This is a genomic window from uncultured Oscillibacter sp. (assembly GCF_910579365.1).
GTDB lineage: Bacteria > Bacillota > Clostridia > Oscillospirales > Oscillospiraceae > Oscillibacter.
The window spans coordinates 33,564-54,554 of sequence record NZ_CAJTUX010000012.1; the positions used below are offsets into that span (position 1 = coordinate 33,564).

The 20,991-nt window shown below is 58.2% G+C and carries 26 protein-coding genes and 1 pseudogene; 2 read left to right on the forward strand and 25 right to left on the reverse strand.

Features of this window, described 5'->3' with window-relative positions:
* Positions 1-71 precede the first annotated feature (71 nt).
* From QZ329_RS05210 to QZ329_RS05265, 12 genes are all read right to left on the reverse strand, one after another.
* Positions 72-410, reverse strand: a complete 339-nt coding sequence (locus QZ329_RS05210) for a hypothetical protein (RefSeq protein ID WP_295749149.1) — start codon at positions 408-410, stop codon at positions 72-74.
* A 10-nt stretch (positions 411-420) separates the two neighbouring features.
* Positions 421-678, reverse strand: a complete 258-nt coding sequence (locus QZ329_RS05215; protein ID WP_295749152.1) for an AbrB/MazE/SpoVT family DNA-binding domain-containing protein — start codon at positions 676-678, stop codon at positions 421-423.
* A gap of 211 nt (positions 679-889) precedes the next feature.
* Positions 890-1,165, reverse strand: a complete 276-nt coding sequence (locus QZ329_RS05220; RefSeq protein ID WP_295749155.1) for an AbrB/MazE/SpoVT family DNA-binding domain-containing protein — start codon at positions 1,163-1,165, stop codon at positions 890-892.
* Between the two features lie 108 nt (positions 1,166-1,273).
* Positions 1,274-1,705 (reverse strand): hypothetical protein, encoded by a 432-nt coding sequence (locus QZ329_RS05225; RefSeq protein ID WP_295749158.1) that lies wholly within the window; start codon positions 1,703-1,705, stop codon positions 1,274-1,276.
* Between the two features lie 11 nt (positions 1,706-1,716).
* Entirely contained in the window at positions 1,717-2,274 is a 558-nt protein-coding gene (locus tag QZ329_RS05230) for a hypothetical protein (RefSeq protein WP_295749161.1), read from the reverse strand.
* Between the two features lie 50 nt (positions 2,275-2,324).
* Entirely contained in the window at positions 2,325-2,486 is a 162-nt protein-coding gene (locus QZ329_RS05235) for a hypothetical protein (protein WP_295749163.1), read from the reverse strand.
* A gap of 622 nt (positions 2,487-3,108) precedes the next feature.
* Positions 3,109-3,489, reverse strand: coding sequence for a nitrous oxide-stimulated promoter family protein (locus tag QZ329_RS05240; protein ID WP_295749166.1), 381 nt, complete (start codon positions 3,487-3,489; stop codon positions 3,109-3,111).
* Positions 3,482-4,270 carry a cytochrome c biogenesis protein CcsA gene (ccsA, locus tag QZ329_RS05245; protein WP_295749169.1) on the reverse strand — a complete coding sequence of 263 codons (789 nt, stop codon included), beginning with the start codon at positions 4,268-4,270 and terminating at the stop codon, positions 3,482-3,484. The genes QZ329_RS05240 and ccsA overlap by 8 nt, the downstream gene beginning before the upstream one ends.
* Positions 4,264-5,538 (reverse strand): cytochrome c biogenesis protein ResB, encoded by a 1,275-nt coding sequence (locus QZ329_RS05250; protein ID WP_295749172.1) that lies wholly within the window; start codon positions 5,536-5,538, stop codon positions 4,264-4,266. Before QZ329_RS05250 ends, ccsA begins: the two co-directional genes overlap by 7 nt.
* 52 nt (positions 5,539-5,590) lie before the next feature.
* Positions 5,591-6,838 (reverse strand): ammonia-forming cytochrome c nitrite reductase subunit c552, encoded by a 1,248-nt coding sequence (locus tag QZ329_RS05255; protein ID WP_295749175.1) that lies wholly within the window; start codon positions 6,836-6,838, stop codon positions 5,591-5,593.
* A gap of 32 nt (positions 6,839-6,870) precedes the next feature.
* On the reverse strand, positions 6,871-8,583 hold the full coding sequence (locus QZ329_RS05260; RefSeq protein WP_295749178.1) for an ammonia-forming cytochrome c nitrite reductase subunit c552: 1,713 nt from the start codon (positions 8,581-8,583) through the stop codon (positions 6,871-6,873).
* Between the two features lie 86 nt (positions 8,584-8,669).
* Positions 8,670-9,047 carry a DUF1622 domain-containing protein gene (locus QZ329_RS05265; protein WP_295749198.1) on the reverse strand — a complete coding sequence of 126 codons (378 nt, stop codon included), beginning with the start codon at positions 9,045-9,047 and terminating at the stop codon, positions 8,670-8,672.
* A 151-nt stretch (positions 9,048-9,198) separates the two neighbouring features.
* On the opposite strand from QZ329_RS05265, the gene QZ329_RS05270 reads away from it, so the two are divergent.
* Positions 9,199-9,852 (forward strand): Crp/Fnr family transcriptional regulator, encoded by a 654-nt coding sequence (locus QZ329_RS05270; RefSeq protein ID WP_295749238.1) that lies wholly within the window; start codon positions 9,199-9,201, stop codon positions 9,850-9,852.
* A gap of 412 nt (positions 9,853-10,264) precedes the next feature.
* On the opposite strand, the gene QZ329_RS05275 is transcribed toward QZ329_RS05270, so the two are convergent.
* From QZ329_RS05275 to QZ329_RS05325, 11 genes are all read right to left on the reverse strand, one after another.
* The gene (locus QZ329_RS05275) at positions 10,265-11,035 is read right to left on the reverse strand and encodes a hypothetical protein (protein WP_295749201.1); all 771 of its coding nucleotides are present in this window, start codon (positions 11,033-11,035) and stop codon (positions 10,265-10,267) included.
* Positions 11,036-11,205: 170 nt separating this feature from the next.
* A complete protein-coding gene (locus QZ329_RS05280; protein ID WP_295749203.1) occupies positions 11,206-11,877 on the reverse strand; it encodes a YkgJ family cysteine cluster protein in 672 nt (223 codons plus the stop codon).
* A 67-nt stretch (positions 11,878-11,944) separates the two neighbouring features.
* Complete coding sequence (ligA, locus tag QZ329_RS05285; RefSeq protein ID WP_295749206.1) at positions 11,945-13,900, reverse strand: NAD-dependent DNA ligase LigA; 1,956 nt, start codon at positions 13,898-13,900, stop codon at positions 11,945-11,947.
* A gap of 317 nt (positions 13,901-14,217) precedes the next feature.
* Positions 14,218-15,546: an HD domain-containing protein gene (locus QZ329_RS05290; protein WP_295749208.1), complete on the reverse strand. Its 1,329-nt coding sequence runs from the start codon at positions 15,544-15,546 to the stop codon at positions 14,218-14,220.
* Between the two features lies 1 nt (position 15,547).
* Complete coding sequence (locus QZ329_RS05295) at positions 15,548-15,874, reverse strand: hypothetical protein (protein WP_295749211.1); 327 nt, start codon at positions 15,872-15,874, stop codon at positions 15,548-15,550.
* Positions 15,875-15,886: 12 nt separating this feature from the next.
* Entirely contained in the window at positions 15,887-16,252 is a 366-nt protein-coding gene (locus tag QZ329_RS05300) for a hypothetical protein (RefSeq protein WP_295749214.1), read from the reverse strand.
* Positions 16,245-17,009 (reverse strand): hypothetical protein, encoded by a 765-nt coding sequence (locus tag QZ329_RS05305; RefSeq protein WP_295749217.1) that lies wholly within the window; start codon positions 17,007-17,009, stop codon positions 16,245-16,247. The genes QZ329_RS05300 and QZ329_RS05305 overlap by 8 nt, the downstream gene beginning before the upstream one ends.
* A complete protein-coding gene (locus tag QZ329_RS05310; protein ID WP_295749220.1) occupies positions 17,006-17,566 on the reverse strand; it encodes a hypothetical protein in 561 nt (186 codons plus the stop codon). Before QZ329_RS05310 ends, QZ329_RS05305 begins: the two co-directional genes overlap by 4 nt.
* A 22-nt stretch (positions 17,567-17,588) precedes the next feature.
* On the reverse strand, positions 17,589-17,963 hold the full coding sequence (locus QZ329_RS05315; protein ID WP_295749224.1) for a hypothetical protein: 375 nt from the start codon (positions 17,961-17,963) through the stop codon (positions 17,589-17,591).
* 203 nt (positions 17,964-18,166) lie between these two features.
* Positions 18,167-18,475: a type II toxin-antitoxin system RelE/ParE family toxin gene (locus QZ329_RS05320; protein WP_295749227.1), complete on the reverse strand. Its 309-nt coding sequence runs from the start codon at positions 18,473-18,475 to the stop codon at positions 18,167-18,169.
* On the reverse strand, positions 18,465-18,731 hold the full coding sequence (locus tag QZ329_RS05325) for a type II toxin-antitoxin system Phd/YefM family antitoxin (protein ID WP_295749230.1): 267 nt from the start codon (positions 18,729-18,731) through the stop codon (positions 18,465-18,467). The genes QZ329_RS05320 and QZ329_RS05325 overlap by 11 nt, the downstream gene beginning before the upstream one ends.
* 148 nt (positions 18,732-18,879) lie before the next feature.
* Here QZ329_RS05325 and QZ329_RS05330 point away from each other — a divergent pair, with 148 nt between their 5' ends.
* The gene (locus QZ329_RS05330; protein WP_295749233.1) at positions 18,880-19,602 is read left to right on the forward strand and encodes a hypothetical protein; all 723 of its coding nucleotides are present in this window, start codon (positions 18,880-18,882) and stop codon (positions 19,600-19,602) included.
* A 44-nt stretch (positions 19,603-19,646) separates the two neighbouring features.
* Here QZ329_RS05330 and QZ329_RS05335 read toward each other — a convergent pair whose 3' ends face one another.
* Complete coding sequence (locus QZ329_RS05335; protein WP_295749236.1) at positions 19,647-20,276, reverse strand: hypothetical protein; 630 nt, start codon at positions 20,274-20,276, stop codon at positions 19,647-19,649.
* Positions 20,245-20,991, reverse strand: a pseudogene (locus QZ329_RS05340) (hypothetical protein); the annotation flags it as partial. The gene QZ329_RS05335 and the pseudogene QZ329_RS05340, both read right to left, overlap by 32 nt.

Consider the following 20,991-nt stretch of genomic DNA (forward strand, 5'->3'; position numbering starts at 1 on the left):
TAACTATATGAATGAATGATAGCACAAACGCCGCAAAGCGTCAATATGCAATTTCAGTCCGTTCCGGTTATTCAAGGGATGCCATTCACGTACCGCGCCGGCTGCTCCTGTACTTTTCCCCGTTTCAAAACCGGGAATTGCGCGGGAGCGATGTCCTTTTGTGAGAAAATTTTCCGCTGGAGCAAAATCGCAAAAGCCAGGATGCTGTGCCGGCAGCGTCCTGACTTTTGCAATACATTCTTAAACAATGCCGTATTGGCGCATAAACTCCGCCGGACCACATACCCCAATTCCTCTACGACAAAGGAGGAAAGAACCAGTCTGTGTTCTTCAAAGATACAGCGCATCATACGGTTCATCCGCTCCCCGGGGAAAAGGAGCGCCGATAGAAGAACATTGGTGTCCAGCATGATCCGCGTCTCAAACCTCCATCCGCTCCTGGCGAAGCTCCGCGACCAGGGCGGCGACGTCCTCTTCGTCCTTCAGGCCCAGCCGCTCTGCCTCTCCGGCAAATGCGGCCTGTGCTTTCCGCAGCGCGTCCATGGAGGAGTTCATCATAATGACCCGTCCCGCCTCCTCAATGAACAGGATCTTATCTCCCTCCTTCACACCAAGTTTCTTTCGGATGTCAATGGGGATCGTGATCTGTCCCTTCGATGTGACTTTTGCAAGCTCCATAAAACATAGTCCCCTTCGCTGACGGCGGAAATCCTTACTTTCCTTACAAACAGTATACCCCAGCAGCCCCCAAAAAGCAAACCTAATTTTATGGGATGTAAAACTTAGTTAATGATTTTGCACCAGGAAGCAGCTTTCACATAAGCCTGAAACGGTACGCCGTTTGCGTTCAGCGCCGCAGATATGAGGACATTCGTATCAATCAGAACCCTCATACAGTTTCGTCCTCGCTCCTCAGCTCCTTCACAAGCGCCATAACGTCATCATCAGAGGTAAGGCCCGCACGCTCTGCTTCACCTTCCATTTCACTCTGAAGCAGCTGCATGGCATATACTGCTGAATTGACAACACGGACAACATTGCCCTCCACAATAAAAGAAACACGGTCCCCGCTTGCCACGCCAAGCACTTCGCGTACGTCTTTCGGGATCGTCACCTGGCCCTTTGCCATGACCTTTGCGTTATCGACAAAAGTTTTTACAGACATCTTATTCACCTCCGGGAGTATGGAAAGTAGGGATTTCCCTGCTTATAGTATATACGACTGCCGGAAGAAAAGCAAATGATTTCTGATGCTCCCGCAAAACCTTCCGTTTTATACGGACACGATTGCCAGATAAGAACTGATCCGCCGGACCCCGCCCCAGATGTACAGCGGCGTGGTATCTGAAATGTAGAGGTCTACCACACTGCCTTCAGACAGTCTGCGGAGCCGGTTCCACAGGCAGACCCGCAGCGCACAGCCTTCCGCCTCCAGCAGCAGAGCTTTCGGACGGCGCTGCCAGAAGGTCCGTTCCACATACAGAACGGTGCCGCGCAGGACGATATAATGCCTTTTCAGCGCAATTCGGTACAGATGGGCGGCGCCACAGGCCAGAAGAATGGCGGCAATCATAAACGGTGCGCCGCTGCGGAGATCCCCGCACGCCCAGGAGACGCCCAAGCCCGCGATTGCGGCCAGCAGCGCAAGCCCGCTTTGCAGCAGAATCCGCTGCTGCAAGGGAAGGGGGATTTGTGTTTTGTTCATACCGGCCATCCCTAAATCAGCAGCAGGCAGCGCTTCCGGACCAGCCTTAAAACAGCGGCTGTCGTGGCGTCACGGGCAGGGGAATGCTCCATCTCCGTTTCCAGAACGCCGTCGAAGATGTTGGCGTTGGTGTAGATCTCCTCTGTCAGCGCCTGCCGCCCGCTCTCGCCCAGCAGCTCCGGGACCGGGGTGATTCTCCGCTCCTCCAGGCGGATCAGCTCGCTGGAAGTCAGCCGCAGGCCCGTCCGGGTCAGCCAGGTCCAGATCCGGCGCTCCCGGCCCCAGAGGAGGCGGGGACGCTTGCCGGAGGGACACAGCACGCAGTCATTCAGCAGGCGGAAGGCGGCAAGACGGCCCGTTTCCTCCGTTGCGGACAGCAATCCGGCATCCGCCAGTCTCCGCACCGCCGTCAGCTCTTCCTCGGAAGCCGCCGCCGGACCAGTACAGCCCCGCCGCCAAAGCTCCGCCGCTTCGGGGCCCAGAGCATGGATTTTCCCCCACCTGCAAACGCGGAAGACAGGATTTGCGTCCGGCGGTACGATCATGCCTTTGGACAAATACATCATCATGTTCACCTCATTTTCAATTTCATGGATATTACACGGATGGCCGCGCTTTTTTACAACAGCATCAGCAAAGCCGCAGACAGGCAGATCAGCCCAACGGCTCCCAGGACCACCAGGGCAATGCGTTTGATCAGGGCCGGGTCGATCCGTTCCCCCACCCGGTCCGCGTCGATGGGCGGCACGTCATCGTAATAGCCGTCGTAATGCACGTCCATCGGGTCCGGTTCCGGCGGCGCAGGCGGCGTTGGCGCAATCCTCTTTTTTCGGCTCGCAGGCGGGCGGACGGCTCTTTTTTCAGGTTCCGGCTGTCCGGGCCCAGGCAGGGGCCTGCCGCATTCCGTGCAAAAGGATACGGCGCCTCCCATCAAGGAAGCGCCGCAATAGGGACAAAATTTCATCAGATTCACTCCATTCAGTCAGACTTCCGGCTTAAAGCCGCTGCATCTGCCGAAGGGAGGACGCTATCATTATAACACGATACAATCCGCTTGTCATCGGCGCGGATACTGCCATTTTACCTGCCATAAACACTGCCAAAACCCATCGACAGGGGCCGGGATTCCCGGACGGCAGAAGGAGCCTCCATCTCAGGAGGCGGATTCTTCTCTTTGCGATGAGGAACAGATTTATGCCATTCTCCCATAAATCACCATCCCAGATAGAAAACCATCAGATGACCTCCGTTTGCTTTATTGAGTGCATCTACCAGACCGCACCTCTATTCTAAAGCAAAGGGAGTCTTTCTGTCTGCATGATCGCCATTAGGCTTCTTTTGAACTACTCAGCCAGCAAGTGGTTTTCGTTATACAAAAAGAGGTGAGCAGACCAAACGCCCGCTCACCGTTTTTGGCTGCAGGAACTGGCGGACTCCTTCATCTGCCGTTTCTCCGCCAGAGCCGCCGCCATATGGCGCAGCGCCATGACCGGATGATAAAGGATCATTCGGGGGCCTGAAAACCGCATGACCGTCCGGATCCGCTCCCGCATATCGGAGCGGTAGCAGTGAGTCCGGCAGTTGGAGCAGAAGGTCTTGGTTTCCATAAAAGGACAGAGATCGCTGCGCAGACGGGCGTAGGCATCCAGTCCTGCGCACTCCGAACACAGTCCGCCCTTTGTGCGGTGCTGTCTCCGACAGTAAAGGGCAATCATCTGGGAAACAACCGCCTTTTCTCTTTCGCGCTTGGCCTCCACGCGACGCCGCGTCATCGGATCAGCCATAGGAGTGCAGTCCCGAGAGCAGAGTGTTCACGCCGATGAAGGTGAAGATCACGAAGCCCACCGCGATAATAGCGTACCAAGCCGTGCGCCTGCCCTGCCAGTTTTTCCGCAGACGCTGGTGGAGGTAAATGGCGTAGAAGATCCAGGTGATTAACGCCCAAGTCTCCTTGGGGTCCCAGGACCAGAAGGAGGACCACGCCTGTTCCGCCCAGACACAGCCAGAGAGAATCACCACCGTCAGCATCAGAAAGCCGAAGGCAATGAGCCGGTAGGAGAGGTAATCCATCTGCAGCAGCTTTCCGGCCTCCTCACCCTTTTTCTCCCGGAGCAGATACATGACGCCCACACAGCCCGCGATGGCGAAGGCCGCGTAGGAGAACACGGCGGAGCCAATGTGCAGGCCGAACCAGGCGCTCCGCAGGGCGGGCATCAGCTCTGAGATTTCCTTGGGCTGGAGGGCTGCGTAGGACAGCACCAGGAACATACAGGGCAGGGCAATGACGCCCATCCACTCCGCCTTCATCCGCAGGCGCAGAACGATGTACATCAGGGCGATCCCCCAGGCGAAGGCCGTGGAGAATTCGAACTGGTTGGACAGCGGCAGCCGCCCGGCAATGACGCCCCGGGCGATGAGATAGGCGCTGTTCAACCCGAAGGCCAGGAGGCAGAGGACCCAGGCCCCCTGTTCCATAGTCTTCTTTTTGAAGGCTGCGGCGGCAAATTGCAGCAGCGTCGCCGCGAGATAAGCCGCCAGGGCGGCGAAAAAGACAGCGTTCAGCATGTCGGTTCCTCCTCGTTTTCCTCCGGCCCGCTTTGGGGCGCATAGGGCTCTCCCAGTACTGCCCCCAGCTCCAGGGCGGTCCCGGTGGTTTTTGTGCCGCAGATGGCATATCCCTCCGGCCGCAGAACGATGGCCACAGGGATATGGAAAAACGTCAGCCACAGGGCGAAGATCAGCAGAACAAACGTCCCGTACAGCGCCCCGATGACGGCGGAGGGCAGGGTTTTCACCCGGATGCCGGGATAGGAGATGGGATCGTTGAAGGTAAAGGTCAGTCCGCCCACCTCCACCGACTCCCCAGGCATAGCCAGCACCGGCGTGCGTCCCTCCGTCCCGCAGACCAGGACCTGATACACCGGGTCGCTGTAAGCCCCGGCGGTGCTGGTGATCAGGGTGAAATTCCCCTCCTCGTCCCGGACATAGCCGGGATAGAGGGCCTCGTACCAGATACCGCTGACGCCGTCCTCGGAGAGAAAGCAGACCTCGTCCACGGTGAACGTGTCCACGCCTCCGGCCTCATCCTCCACGGTGATAGAGCCGCAGGTTCCGTAGGTCTGCTGGTAGAACTTGTGGTTCCGAAAACTGTGGGGATAGTTCACACTGATTTCCGTCGGGCCGTCCACGGTCCCGTCCGGCAGTGTGACGGTGATATGGCTGGTGAAATCCAGCTTTCCGGTCTCGTCCTCAATGCGGAAGTCCTCCACCCGGAGTACCGTGCCGTCCTGGAGGACCGTGTCCTGGCCGGGGTAGGCGGTGTAGTCCCGCACGTCGGAGCAGGCCAGCACCCCACCGCCCACTACGAACACCAGCAGAATGCCCAGGTGGGTCAGGAAGGAGCCGTAGAAGCCCAGCCGGTTTTTGGTCCAGACGGTACAGCCCTCCGCCTCCCCGGGGCGGTACCGGGCGGCCCGGAGATGGTCTTCCAGCCGTTTCCGCTGTCCCTCACTCAGGGGAGCCGCCTCACGGACGGCCACCGCCCGCTCCGCCTGACAGCTTGCCGCCTCCCGCACCCGTCCGATGCGGACCACGCTGCACAGCAGGAGATTGGCGCACAGAAGCCCCACGAGCCCCACGAAGTACCAGGTGGAGAAAAGATGATCCGCCCCCAGCAGGAAGATCCAGCGGTGGGCGTTGGGGAAGTTTTGGACATACCACATAGCCTCATTTCCCTGGGGGACCAGAGAGCCCGCAAGGCTGACCGCCACGATGACGGCCAACAGGATCATGCCGAAGCGCATGGAGCGCAGGAAATTCCAGAGTTTTTTCAAAGCGCGGCCTCCTTCATGGAAACGCCGCCCCAATGGCGGGGCGGCGTATTTCTCAGTGTAGCAGGGCCAGGGCCTGGTTGGCGAAGTCCTCCGCCTTGTCCAGGCACCGGGTGTCCAGCTTGGAGTTGTGGGCTCCCTCGCTGTTCTCCACGAAGACGAAGTCCCAATAGAACTGGGCGCTCCGGGCCAGCTCCCGGATCTGGTTCAGCTGGTCCTCCGTGTACGCCCCGCTCTCCACGGCCTCCGCCAGAGTATCCGTCAGGCCCTCCAGCAGATAGCCGATGGCGTAGGTGCGACGCTCCATGGCCGTCTGGATGGCCCGGACCTCCGCCTTCAGGTCGGCGTGGCAGGAGGCGCAGGTACTGTCGATCAACTCCTGGCTCTCCAGGGGGGACACCCACTTGTGGCTGATATAGGTCTCCCCAGCCTCGTTGGTCAGCTCCGGCATGTGGCAGTCGGCGCAGGTGAAGTCGTTTTTATGCTGGCTGCCCTCGCCCATGAAGGTCTCAAATTCCGGATGCTGGACCTTGAGCTGGCGGACGCCGGTGCGGGGATTCGTGTAGTCCGAGAAGGGCTGGCCGTCCACAATGGTCCGGTTATAGAAATCCAGAATGGCGTCCGGATCCATTGTGGCCAGGTTGGAATAGGGCAGGGTGGTGGCCTTCTCCGCCCCGGCGAAGTAGTACTCCACGTGGCACTGGGCGCAGGAGAGGGTCTCCGGCGGGATGTTGTGCAGGTCCTCGCCCACGGCGTCGGCCAGATAGAGGTTGGAGATGGTGAACTCCCCCGGCTCGTTGGCGTGGCAGCTGTAGCAGGAAATGGGCTCAGTGATCTTCGCTGCGGCCTCCTCAAAGGGGATGGAGTAGGCCGCGCCGTTGGACTCGTTCACCATGGCGCTGTACTGGGGCGTTTTGCAGCTGAAGCAGTTGGCCAGAGCGTGGGGCCGCCCGGTGGAGGTCACGTCCTCCACGGTGTAGAGGTGGCCCCGGGCGCTGGCGTAGTATTTGTTGAAGGCCATGCCCTCGTAGACCTTGGACAGCATGGGATAGTCCGCCACGTAATCGTGGACGCTTTCGTTTTCCGCGTTGGCCATATAGGAGGCGTAGATATCCGGGTATTGGCTCTCCCACTCGCCGGCGGTCATGATGGAGACGGCGGTGCCCCGTTCCGCCACGGAGACCACCTTGGGCGCTTCCTCCTCCGGGGGAGTATCCTCCGCCGGGGTGGAGTCCCCGCCGCAGGCGGTCAGCAGGCCGCAGAGCAGCAGGCTCGATATAAGCATCATCCAAATTCGTTTCATACACGCAAACCTCCCAATTCTATGGCGTTCAGTCAATGCAGCAGGGCCATGGCCCGGTTGAAATACTCCTCGGCCTTGTCCAGGCACTCGTTGTCCAGCTGGGAGTTGTGAGCGCCCTCGCTGTTTTCCACGAACACGAAGTCCCAGTAGAACTGGGCGTTTCGCGCCAGCTCCCGGATCTCATTCAGCTGGTCCTCCGTGTACGCACCGCTTTCCACGGCCTCCGCCAGGGTGTCCGTCAGGCGCTCCAGCTCGTAGCCCACGGCGTAGGTTCGACGCTCCATGGCCTCCTGGAGCTCCTCCGTCTCCTTGCGCAAATCGGCATGGCAGGCGGAGCAGGTGCTGTCAATCAGGGCCTGATTGTCCAGGGGAGAGGTCCAGGTGTGGCTGATATAGGTCTCCCCCTGGGCATTCACCGCCTGGCCCATGTGGCAGTTGGCGCAGGTGTAGTCGCCCGCGTGCTGGCTGCCGGGGCCCATGAAGGTCTCGAATTCCGGGTGCTGGACCTTGATCTGGCGCACGCCGGTGCGGGGATTTGTGTAGTCCGAGAAGGGCTGGCCCTCCACAGAGGTGTTGTTGTAGTAAGCCAGGATCGCGTCGGGCGTCATGGTCTCCAGGCTGGTATAGGGCAGGGACGTAGCCTTGGTGGCGGGATTGAAATAATATTCCACATGGCATTGTGCGCAGGAGAGATTTTCCGCGTCTACCTTCATCAGGTCCCGGCCCATGGCATCGGAGACGTAGGTATGGGTCACCACCAGCTCGCCGGGGGTGTTGGCATGGCAGTTGTAGCAGCTGATGGGTTCGCTGACCTGGGCCTGCATATCCTCAAAGGGGATTCGGTAGGCGGCATCTCCCAGTTCGTTGACCTTGGCGGTAAAGTCCGGGGTCTTGCAGCTGAAGCAGTTGGCCAGGGCGTGGGGGCGTCCGGTGGAGGTCACGTCCTCAATGGTGTAGACATGCCCTCTGGCACTGGAATAGTATTTGTTGAAGGCCATACCCTCATAGACCTTGGACAGCATGGGGTAATCCGCCACATAGTCATGGACCTCCCGGTTTTCAGAGTTGGCGAGATAAGAGGCGTAGATGTCCGGGTATTGTCCTGCCCATTCTGCGGCGGCAGTCACCTTGACGGCGGTGCCGGTCTTCACAATCTGGGCGGCTCTGGGCGGCGCAGCGGAAATCGTGACCGCACCCGATGGGGCGGCGGAGGGGTCCTGCAAATATGTACCGATCAGGTTCGTGGCGTTGATGACCGCTGTGGAGGTGATGGTAGCTCCCGTAATGGCGTCCACATTCTGTCCCGGCTTGGCGGGGAGCTCCAACCCGATGAACTGGTTGGTGAAATCCGGTTCTTTCGCCTTGGAGCCGATGCCGTTGGTCTCCGAGAAGGCGGAGGAGCCGACGATGACGCCCACGACCTTCCCCTCCAGGTCAATGCCGGAGATCACGTCCACCATGCCCTGGGAGCCGCTGACAGTGGCCTGGCCCACGTGACCGATGACCTCTCCGCCCTTGAGGGCCGTGTAGGCGTTGTCCATGCCACTGCCCTCCACCAACTCCATGGGCTCGAATTTGTCCGCGTCTGGGAACAGCAGTAATCGGGAGGAATCTGCCGCAGCCAGCTTCCGGGCGCTGATGATTGGTTCCGTGATGTGGTTGACCGCCCCCAGGGCGCCGCCGACCACCACGCAGGTGAGGGCCAGAGTGACGGTGTATTTCAAATAGGTCCTCCAGTGTTTCAAGGCAATCCCTCCTTCGGTTTATAAGGAAGTAAACGTTCAAAAAAAGCGCAAGGGGCGTGAATGGATGGTGAGCTGAGAGTGCGGTCCTATTTGATAGAGGCGGCCTCCTCCTTCTCTTCAGCCTCCTGGGCAGACTCACCGATGCGGGCCTCCTCCACTTTGATCTCCCAGTGGATGATCAGAGTCAGCGCTCCCCGGAGCAGGATAACCAGTCCCAGCACCAGCAGCTCGCTGAGTTCCCGGACGATCACCGTCCGCAGCACCTCGCCGCCCAGCTTGAATTCCAGCGCCAGGGAAATCCCCTGGGCTAAATACAGCCGGACATGGGGTGTCCGATTGATACAGCCGATGATGCTCTTGACCGCAGTCACCAAAAGTACCGCCACGCCGGCGCACTCCAGAAGCAGCACTCCGTACTGCACCACGATTTGGAATATGTTCTCTATCTGATGCAGCGCTGCCATGAGCCCCTCCTTTGCCGCCGACAAACCCCTGCCGCCGGAAATCCATGGCATCCAAATTATGGATAATCTGGATATTTGGACTTGATATTTCAACTTTAGCATACTATACTTGAGGAAAAATGTATGTTGGAAATCCAACAAACGGAGGGTGATGAAGATTTTATTCGACAAACTGAATGGATGCCCGCTCTTTTCCGGCATCCCGGAGCAGGAGCTGCCCGAACTGTTAGACCGCCTGGAGGCGGCGGTCGGAGTGTATGAAAAGAATACGACGATATTCTGGGAGGGCGGAAGGGCGGACACCGTTGGAATCGTCCTCTCCGGCGGCGTTCATATCGTTCAGGAGGATTGCTGGGGAAACCGCAGCGTGATCGCGCGGATCGACGCGCCCCAGCCGTTTGGGGAGGCATGTGCCTTCGCCGGAGTAGATTGCTTCCCTGCCAGCGTGATCGCGGAGAGCAGGAGCGAGATTCTGTTGATCTCCGTCCAGAAGATGCTGGATACGTTGGGAGATGATCCCCGGATCATTCAAAACATTCTGCGCCTCATTGCGGGAAAGAATTTGCTCCTGAAGGAAAAAATCGAGTATTTATCCATCCGCACAACGAAGGAAAAGCTGATGGCCTACCTCGTGGCCCAGGCAAAGGCCCAGGGGAGCCGCCGGTTTACGATTCCGTTTGACCGTCAGGCGCTGGCGGATTACCTCGGCGTAGAGCGCAGCGCCATGTCCGCAGAATTGGGAAAATTGCGCGCGGAGGGGAAGATCAATTTTAAGAGGAACTATTTTGAAATACTGTGCTTGTAGTTTTAAGTAGATACTGGCACCCCAGAGGCAATTGTATCGTTTCGAGTTTTATTCAGATGCAGGTATCAAAAAAGGGATAACTCTCTTTTAAACTACTGCTATCACTTACAATATGTATGTAATTACAGCCAATTCTGTAGTTCAATTTTTCGCAGCTCTGCCATAGAAAGACAAAAAAGATGCAGACACCAATCCCGCACCCCCGTCCCCTCCGCCGGGAGTCCAGCGAAGCGAGTCCCGGCGGAAAGCGAAGAAATTCCCACCACAGTGCAGTTTTCGGCAAAGCCGGAAACGAAACGGTGGTGGGAATTTCTGAGCTGATACGGGTAGTGGGGCTCAAATCTATAAGCCTTGCGGCACTGGAACCCGAAGCTGCCGTGTCTGCTGAAGGGAGGACGTCATTATTTTAGCGCTACACAATCCGCTTGTCATCGGCGCGGATACTGCCATAAACGCTGCCAAAGCCCATTGACGGGGTCTGGGGCTCCGGGATGGCGGGCGGGGCTTCCATCATGGGAGGCGGTTCCGTCGGGGGCGGAGCTGTCTCCTTGAATTCTCTTCCAGGCCAGGGTTTTCCGGCCAGCCGTGGGGCGTGGAACTGCGGCCAGTCGGCCAGATATTTTGCGCCGAGCCACGCCTGGTAATGGACCGCGGTGGTCAGCAGCAGCTCATTGACGGCCCGCCAGTTAAGGCTGACCGCCACATGCTGTTCCGGCGCCTTTCCAAACCGGGGCACGATCAGGCCCTTCCCGGACTGCTCCCCCGGCCCGCTGTCGGCCACAAACAGGTAATCGGTTTTGTTTCCGCCCACCAGCTTCACAATGCGGGAAAGGCTCATGCCGTCCTTCCGCTCCTTGCCATACTTCCTCAGCTGGGCCCCGGAAGTGCCGCCAAGATGCTCAAACAGCGGCTCAGTCTTTCCCTCCCGCTTCATCTGCTGCATCCGGACATGGAGGGCGCCGGTTTCCGCTTCCTTCGCCAGCACCAGGAATTCCGGAATGCTGATGTAAATATGGACATTGTTGGTGAACCGCTGTCCGGGCGGGCGCTTCTGATCGTAGGTCACAAACTGCAAATGGACCTTATCCAGGTGGAAGCAGTCGTTTTTCACCTCCACAAAGCAGCCTCGGGCGTCCTTGCGGATGATCTGGTCCTGATTATCAGGAATCGTCGGTTTCTCCATACGATATGTTCAGCTCCTCTCTGTTTCTTTTCTGACTCTGCCTGTCAGCAGGGGCCTCCCTCCGCGCCTCCAAAGGCGCCGGCAGGAAGCGTCCAATGCTCCTTTTTTACATCATCCACAGAAAATTCGCCGCTGGTAAGCTGGGTAAGGACTTTGGCATCATCATGGGATTACTGCCTCAGCGCCTTCAGCAGGGCATCCATATTTCGGCCATACTGCGGCAGAAACGGTTCATCCAGCTCGTAGTTGATGTAGCAGAGGAACACGATCTGCTGGAGAAGCTGTTCCCGCGTTTTTTCATCCATACCTTGCAGAATTTTTCCAAGTTTGCCATAAAAATCGAATTGCCGCTTGAGAAATTCCCGCTCCTCGCTGGGGAAGCTCCGGTTGATCCAGTCCTTCACCTGAACCCTCCCGCCGGCGAGGTGGAAGGGCTTATCCTTGCACAAAAACCAAACGAAGTCCCGGCCCCGGCTGCCCGGCCCCACCGAGAACGGATAGTGCCTGTAAACGCGGGGCCGTGCGGGGTAGATCGTGCAGCGGTTCTCTTTCAGAAACACGCAGCTCCGGTCCGGGCCATCCGTGTTCAGCATCATAGCGGGGAAGCCCTCTGTGAGCAAAACCGTATGAGTATATTTCAGGCAAAAGGTGCTCACATCCATCTCGGGATCTTCATGGTCCCGCAGGTACTTTGCGATCCGGCAGGCGTCCAGGCTCTCCACCATCACAGAGTCTTCAATATCACGGCAGCACTGGCCGCAGAGCCGGCAGTGAAAATCAACCCAGTCCTTATCCTGCAGAGGCATTGCCTCCCAGGGCGGCTGGTTCGGCTGATTTGGCATAGGTCGTTCCCCTTTCTTACATCAAGGGGGAGGCGCCCCTTCGGATGCCTCCCCCGAATTTGTCCGCTCAGACGCCGGCGTCCGCCAGCATCTGCTCGAAATCCTGCTCCGTGAGCGTCCTGACGCCCAGGCTCTGGGCCTTCGCCAGCTTGCTCCCGGCATTCTCACCCACAATCAGGTAGTCCGTCTTCTTGCTGACGGCCCCGGTGGGCTTGGCCCCCAGGCTCAGCAGCTTCATCTGGATGCCGTCCCGGGTATAGTTCTCCAGCTTGCCGGTGGCCACAACGATCTTCCCGGCAAAGGGATTCTCAGCGGTGTTCATAGTCGTTTCCTCCGTTTCAAATGTGATGTGCTTCAGGGCAGGACGCCACAGGCTGGCTTCCCGCTCGTCCGCATACCATGCGTAGATGTTGTCGTGCATGATCTGCCCGAAGTCCGTCAGGGCCGTAAAATCAAAGCCGTTCTGAACAGCCTGCTCAAAGGCTTCCCAGGAGCCGTGGAAGTGTCGGTTCAGCTCCCGGCCCGCGTGACGGCCCACCATGGGGATGCCCAGGGCTGCGATGAACTGGTTGAGGGTACACCTGCGCCGCTTGTCAATGGCCGCCTGGAGCCGGTCAAAGGATTTTGCGCCAAACCCGGGCGTGGCCACAATGTCGGCCCGGTGCCGTTCCAGCTCATACAGGTCGCCGAAGTTTTTTACCCAGCCCCGCTGCACGAAGGTTTCCAGGGTCTGTTCCGCAAGACCTTCCATCTCCATCCGGGTCTTGCTGCAAAAGTGGACGAACTTCCGCACCAGCCGGGCGGAACAGTCCGGGTTCTCGCAGTAGAGCTGCCGGGTTCCGCCGGAGCTTCTGCGGATCATCAGCGCTTCACCGCAGCAAGGGCAGGCGGCCGGGACACAGGAGGCCGCGCTTTTGGTGTGGTTTTCCGCAATCTGCGGGATAATCATATTCGCCTTATACACGGAAATCTTGTCCCCGGGCCCCAGAGCCAGGTCCATGAAGATGTCATAGTTGTGGAGATAGGCGTGATTGACCGTGGCGCCGTCAATCTCCACATCGTCAAACACAGCGGTGAGACTGACCATGCCGGTCCGGGTGGTGGCCACCTCCAGGGAACGGAATACCGTCTCATAGAGGGTATCCTGCCATTTCAGCGCCATCAGCCGGTTCTCATGGTGTCCGGTAGCGCCCAGGGACCGCCCATAGGCCAGATCATCAAACTCGAAGATCAGGCCGTCCACCGGGAAGGGATACTCCTCCGGTCTGTAAAGGGCGGCGGCCTGTTTCACGGCATCCGGTGGAGCGTGTTCGGCCAGGATGGAATAGCCTACGGTGGCGAAGCCCATTTGGGACAGGAACCGCAGGTTTTCCCACTTGGTGCTGCCGCCCAGGTTCTCGCTGATCAGGTCGAAGGCCAGAAACTCCAACCGGCGCTTCCGGCTCTCCTCCGCGTCCAGCTTGCGAACGCTGCCTGCCGCCAGGTTCCGGGGATGGGCGGAAGGCTCCAGCTCGTTCAGCTCCTTGAAATTCTGCCAGCTGATCACGCACTCGCCCCGGACCTCCAGGGGTTCCGTGCAGGGGATGGCCAGGGGCACGTTTCCCGTGACCCGGACATTGTGGGTCACATCTTCGCCCTTGAGCCCGTCGCCCCGGGTAATGGCCTTGACCAGCCTTCCGCCGTCATAGCGCAGGACCAGCGTGAGGCCGTCCAGCTTCCAGCTCAGCACAGCCCGCTGGCCGCCGAGAAACTTGTGGATCTCCCGGATGGACTTGGTCTTGTCCGCGGAGAGCATGGGCTTTGTGTGCGTCACCGCCGTCAGGCCCTCCAGCACCTCGCCGGGCGCCCGCCGGGTAGGCGAGGCCGCCAGGATAATGCCGCTTTCCTGTTCCAGTCGCTTCAGCTCATCGTAGAGCCGGTCATACTCCAGATCGGTCATAATCGGCGCGTCCAGCTTGAAATAAGCGGTATCCGCCTCCCGGAGCTTGGGAATCAGTTCCCTCATTCGCGTTACAGGGTTCATTTGCTGCCTCCAATCTGCTTTTTTGTGGGGATTTGACTGAAAAATCTCTCACCTCCAAATGAAAAGAGGAGCGCCTTGCGGCGTTCCCCATCGTTTTGCCCTCTTGGGAAAGGGCCAGTATATATAAAAAGCGCTCAAAGGCAGAAACTGCCTCTGAGCGCTTTGTAACACGGTCACGGTGATTGCCGGTGCAATCGTCTGATACTGTATACTGGCATTATAACCGGAGAGCGGGGATTTTGCAAGCCTTTTGTCCGATTCCTGTCAGCGTATCTTCAGGATATCCTGAAGCGACTCATGGAGCAGACAGCCCGCAATCAACGGCAGGCGGCGGGCATACTTCGTCCGCAGAAGCCGGTAATCCAGCCGTTGAAGCGAATGCGGTCCAAGCCGTCCATGTCCTTGCAGATTTCATAGAGCTTGCAGGCCCGCTTCTTGTCCCGCAGAGACAGTCCGAGCGTGGCATGAATTTCCGTGATGCCCTCCTGATCGTCCAGGCAGTGGCAGCGGATCAGCAGCTCCGCAATGCGATAGTCTTTTCGGCTGAGCCGGATACCTCTCAACCGGATACCCTTTTTGTGAATCAGTTCCACGGACTGCGCGCCGTGGGTGGGTTCTCTGCCGTCCGAAACGCGGCCGATATCATGGAGCAGGCTGAAATAAATGAGAATCTGCCGGTCTGCCTCCGTGAGCAGATCGCCGGAGTGATGGATGTAGAGCAGCGACAGCAGCAGGACCCGAAGGACATGACGGACTCCGTGGATCTGGAAGTCGTTTTCCTCGGGATATCCAAGGCCAAACGCCAGACAGCCGTACCGGGTGAAGTCCAGGAGCGTCGGGGCAAGCAGCAGGGGAACTGTCTCTTTGACAGCAGGGATCATGTCCTCATAGAACCATTCCTTCTCTGTCCCTGGCCGCAGGATCACTTCGTTTTCCACGCGGTAGCCCTCGTCATAGGCCACGATGTCCTCCGGGCGCACCTTGGCTACCACGATATGGGTTCCCTGTCCGAAGTGAGTCGCAACCCAAAGCGCGTTCCCAGGATGGGTTGACCAGGAAATTGCCTTTTCCGGCGGCTGGGACAACGCTCCCATGCCGCGGTACAGCGTCACTCTGCCGTCTGCGTCCGCTGGGGGCAAAGAGGGCGGGGACGCCTGGGAGAAGACATACTCCAGAATGTCCGGATTCCACATCCCGTTGGAATAGCCAATCCGCTTATAGATACTGTGCCAGACGGAAAAGACCTCCGCAGGCGAAATGTCCTGATACCGCTGCTGGAAATCATAAATCAGCATTGGAACCGGCACATAAAGGCGATAGTATTCCGGCCACGTTTTCCGCTCCAATGCTGCTGCGGCCTTCTGCTGCCAGGTTTCCAAATGAGTACAGCTCAGATGGTCCTTGAGGTACTTCCGGCCTGGGTAGAGGGTAAGATAAAGCCCCTTTTCGTAATCGGCATAGAATGTGCTAGCAAATTTTCGTCCCGGGTCATGTACAACATGGTCGATGGAGAGGTCGCAGGCATCCAGCATCTGCACCAGCTCTGTGAAGGTCAGGTCTGTTTCCAAGCTGTTCAGGGCAGCTTCCGTCAGCGGCTCGAACCGGGTCATGCTGCCGCGGACCTCCATATAAAATTTCTGTCCCATCTCAGCCCGCTTCCGTTTCGCTCCGCATCAGATCCGGCACCCAGACCGCGTGGCGGCGGCACAGCACCAGATAGTCCGGCAGGCCATGCACCGGCCGCAGCTCCGGGCCGGGATCGCTGTCGATGAGGGTCAGAAGCTCCTCCTTGCCGCACAGGTGCGGGAGATACCGGGTGCGCTTACGGGAGAAATCGCAGTCCCCGTCCAGGCCCAGAAGCATAAGGACCCGGGCGTCGTCCGGCAGGCGGTCTGCCAAGGTATGCAGGCTTGTTTTTGCCGTTACCTGCCTGCATGGGTTCATATAAGGCGTATAAAGCTCTTTTATAATCATTTTCCTTTTCCATCAGATATGATATTCTCCACGCTTGCCCCAGACGAGGCGCAGGCCAGGCCGGTCCTTCAGGCGGTCGGAATAAGTACAGCCCGCCACCATATAGCCTTGAGGCACCTCCGGCGGGACAGGACGTCGCTCCGGGGGCAAAACCGCGGAATCAAACAGGGAAACCTGCGCGTCCTCGCTGCACCGTTCCTCCAAAATCCGGTACCAGTAAATGATGTGGTTCCGGACCAGATTCATATTGACCCCATCCGGCCACAAGGGGTCCTGACAGCCATTGGCGGCAATGTCGTTCCGCCGCTGGTACTCCCGCTCCAGCTCGGCCTGAATCTGCTGAATGGTCATGCGTTCCGGGGAGATATACTTAGCCATCAAGCAGCCCTCCTTGCAGCATACGAATGGCTCTGTAGGTCGGCTCGGACGCCATTTTCAAAAGTTCGTCGTCCCGGTTTCTTCCCGGCGCGAAGGACATCGGCGCCCGCCAAACCCATCTGCCCAGAAGATAGGCCGGTGTGTACCAGCGGTCGTATTCCTTCAGGGCCAGCACATCGCCATGGATGATCACTGCCGGGATTCCATAGAGGGATAACTGAATGTAGGACATCCATACACAGCGGATATCCACATCCTCCGCCCGAACCACCAGGTTTTGGGCCGGATTCCATCCAAGCTCCTGTATCCGTCCGGCGAAGGCCAGACTGATGCAGCCAGCGCCGCAGGTGGGTTCGTTCATGGTGAAGTATCCGCATTCCGGAAGCACCTGGCCGTCCGGTACCGTAAGCTCGTTCAGCAGCATGGACAGCGAAGGCGGAGTAAAGTCCTGCCCCTTCCCGCCTGGGCACAATTCCATGAAGGCAGGCCCCAGGAGATCCTCAAAGCAGCCGCGATCCACATTCTCACAAATTTGCTCGATCAGATTCAGAAACGCCTGGGACAACTCCGCTTTCTCCTTCGGATGGTACTTCTGGAGCAGTGTCTTCAAACTTGCCTGCCGCTGCTGGACATGGACCGGATCAAAGCTGCTGCTGATCATGCAGGCAGACATCTCAAGGAAGTCGGTGAATACGGCGTGACGGCGGATTCGCCCACGGGTGATATTCCCGATCTCCAGAATCTCCTTCCGTGTCATGTCCGTTCCTCCTCCTGCGGCGCCCTCCTGTAAGCGGAGAACCGGCCGCAGATGGGACAACAGACCCTTCCGTCAAAGCTCTGGGCAATCTGTTCCTCTGTGACCTCGCCGGGCTTCTGGCAGCTGCCATATCCGGAAACCTCCGTCCGCAGGGAGTTCAGGTTCAGGTACAATGTGCCGGAAAAGCCGTCCTCTGTGGCCACGTCCTTTTCCTGGGGGAGCAGCGCCAGAATGGTTTCCAGCTCCTTGTTCTTGCTCTCCACCGTCTCTGTCTGGGTCAGGGCCTGGGTTTCATCTCCCATGACTACCTCCCGCAGGATGTCCGAACACGCATAGCGAAGCCCATCCCGCTCGAAGTCCTCCCGGGGAATGGCGGAAGGATCAACGCTGGGGGAAAGGTCATAGACCTTATGGATCTCCTGTGCCTCCTGATCCACAATGACATCCACGGGGAGAATGCTGCCGGCCTCGGCACTTTCCGGAGAAACCGCCGAAGCGGAAAGCGCCAGCGCCAAAGACAGCAGCGCCGACACCGCCAGAGAAAAAAGTTTCTTCATGTGTCCTTGCCTCCTCCGCCGTTTAAGGCGTGTAGTTGCCGCCCTGAATCAACGGCTGCAAATAGGCTGCCGCGAAGCCCAGCGTGTTCAGCACGATCCAGGTGACGATGATGCGCTTAAGCCAGCTGGTGGCCTCCGAAACCGCCCGCTCGTTACGGGAGATCATCCGGACCAGCAGCGCCACGGACGCGGCGGTGACGCCGACGATGGTGCTGATGCCCACCAGCTGGCCGTAGACGTCTGCCATGATGGTGGAAAACCGGGTCCAGATCGTGTCCGCACCGTTGTTTCCGGTTCCTGCTGCCAGGGCGGACTGGATGCAGAGCGCCGCCGTGCCGCAGGCCAGCATCGCTTTCCGCAGGCCCATTCGCAGCGTCTTCGCTTTCTTCTGTGCCATATGGGTTCCCTCCTCCTTTCTGAAAAATGGCGGCAAAAAAGCCGTCCCCGATACGATGTTTGTCAATCGTTCGGAAACGGCCTTTTTGCCCTCGCCCACTTTTGGACGATACCAATATACCACTTTTTCATCGCCATGTCATCGGCGCCGACCTTGCCAATTTTCCTGCCATTTCTCTGCCATAAAACCTGCCATACCGTCATTCATTCCATGCCGAATATATGGTACATATAGTTTTTTCTGGCATCTGCCAGGTGATAGATCAAAACAAGGCCATCTTCAATCTTGTAAACACAGACGTACTGGTTGATAAACAACGCCCGAAACCCATACTTCCCCATCAAGGTATCTTTTCTAAGGACGCCCAGCTCCGGGAAGGACTCCAACTTTCCAACTGCGTCTAAAATCTGATCCGCAAATTTTCTGGCGTATTTCCCGCCCACTTGGGTCTGGTAATAGGTCAGAAAATCCCGAAATTCGCACTGTGCCTCATAAAGCCACTCAATTTTCATTCAGCAGCTCCCCGGCGGTCTGCCGCATATCCTCCATCGTAAAGGTCTGGGCCCCTGCGAGACGGCTGCGTTCCCTGTGAAGAAGCTCCGTCAAAAGGTTCAGCTCCGCCTCCCGCTTCTCCCAAAGCTCCAGGGGCAGAAAAACCATTTCCCCCTCTCCATTGCGGGTCAGATAGATCGGCTCCTGTCGCTCTTTGGATAGCTGCACCATTTTATCGTAGTCGTTGCGGAGCGCTGTGGCAGATTTGATCATCATAGAATCATCACCTCGATATATTTATTCTTACTGAATTATAGCAGAATTATTACCTTGCGTCAATGGACTGCTGAAATATCCTGTTTGTTGACATACGGCATGGAATCCAGTAAAGTGATAACCAGTCTGAAACACTGAGGTGACGCCTATGGCAAACGAGCACGGCGAATGGATCATGCGGGGTCTGGACTGGGATGACCCGACCCGTATCCGTTCCTGGGAGGACTTGCTGGACTGGATTGACGAAATCGGCTTCCTCCCGCTGTTCAAAAATGAAATCGCTGGCTTCTCCGTGGAGGAACATACCTCCAGTCTCTCCTGGTGGACCGGCGATCCGGCCCGGGACCCCTGGGAGTGGCGGGAGCTGATGGCCCGCAGTGGCCGGGCGGCCTATGGCAAGTTCTTCAGCCGGAAGGCGGGGTTTGTCTCCAAAGCCTGGTTCCCTCTCTTTGCCAACTGCCGCCGGGACGGGTATGATTTTGACAGCCGGTGGGATGAGGGGCTGGCCAATATCAGAGCCAAGAAGATTATGGACCAGTTTGCGGAAAGCCCGGAGCTGTTCTCCTTCCAGCTCAAGCAGCAGGCGGGATTTGGCAAGGGAGGGGAGAAAAATTTTGACGGCGTGGTAACGGATCTTCAGATGCAGAGCTATCTGATCACCCGGGATTTCCGCCGGAGGCTCAACAAGAAGGGCGTGCCCTACGGCTGGGCCATCGCCGTCTACTCCACCCCGGAGGCTTTGTGGGGCTATGACCATGCTGCGTCGGCCTACAGCCTGGACCCGGCGGTATCCAGGGACAAAATCCGGGCGCAGGTGAAGAAGAATTTTCCCGGTGCGCAGGATTTGGAGATGGATGTGGTATTGGGGTAAATGCAGGCGCGGAACTGTTTCTGGTTCCGCGCCTGCTGCTTTGTTCAGGTGCCCTCCAGCAGCGTCAGGACCTCCAGCCAGGCGTCCAGGCAGCCCGCTGGGGCGGTCCAGAGGCGGATGGACAGGATGTTGACAGCCTGCTGGCGGAGCCGGTAATAGTGCCGGTCCGAGAGGTTCAGGCGGTACAGGATATTTGCGTGGGTGAGCTTGTCCGGCGTGATGAAGGTCTGATAAATCACACTGTACATCTGCTCCCCGTTCCCCGGCTTCTGCCGCAGGACCGTTAGGGCGTCGTTTACCCGGTCCAGCAGAAGCCGGGACTTTTTGATGCTCAGCATCTTGTGCTCCAGCTTCGCATCCTCCAGGGCCAGCCAGAGATCCACCACGCCCAGCAGCCGGTCCAGATCCTCCAGCGGCGTGTTCAGCTCCTCCGCCACCCGTTCCGGGAAGCATTCCAGCGCCCAGACGATATCCCGGTAGCTCTTGAGCATGAGCTGGGTGTTGTGGTACATGTTCTTCCGCAGAGCCTGCTCCATCCGGCGGCGCTTTTCGTCTGGAATCTCCGGGTTTTCCACAATGCCCCTGCGCTCCAGGAGAGACAGCATTTCCTCCGCCTTCGGAGACGGCCCGTGCTCCGGGGGCTTACCACAAGGGAATTCCTTGGTATGTTCCATATTCGAGTCCTCCAAAATTCTGGCCGGGTCCGGCTCTGGACGCAGAACCCGGAAAAAATTTTTTCGCGCACGCCCCTATATAACCTACCTGGCAGTCCTTATGCAAGTGGTTACAATTCCTACACAGAGAAAAATACGTGCGCGTATTATTATGGTCCCAGGGTGCAACACGGTTTTGGACTGCCTCTTCCGTGCTTTTGCGCTGTGTTATGATATACCGGCTGCACCAAGCCACCAGCCTGCCGAGCCGCTTATGGCCGGGAACGCCTTTTCCATACGTTTTTTCACCCAGTATGCGTATTTCTTTCAAAATGCGTTCGACCTCTGCCTGCTCCGGCAGCGTGACGGCGGACCCTGTTGGGTAGGCGGCGTTGAAGACCAGGCAGCCAAAGGAACCCGGCAGCTTATACAGCGGGAAGGCATCCGCGTGTTTTCTGAAAAAGCGCCAAACCTTTGTCTTCTCCCAGCCCCAACGCTGGCCCAGGGCCTCAAGGGTAAGAACGGCGCCCAGCTTTCCGAACTGAACCGCTGGCGCCATATGAGAAAACGCATTGCCGGGCTCCTGGTATACCGTGTGGCACCAGAGATCCAGCCATGCGTCCGACTCATCAAATTTGTAGTGCGCCTCCGCGAGACGCTGGGTGATGTTTCTGGGCAGGCACAGGAAGCCATTTGCCGTTTCTCTGCTTACATAAAACCCTTTTGTTTCTTCCTG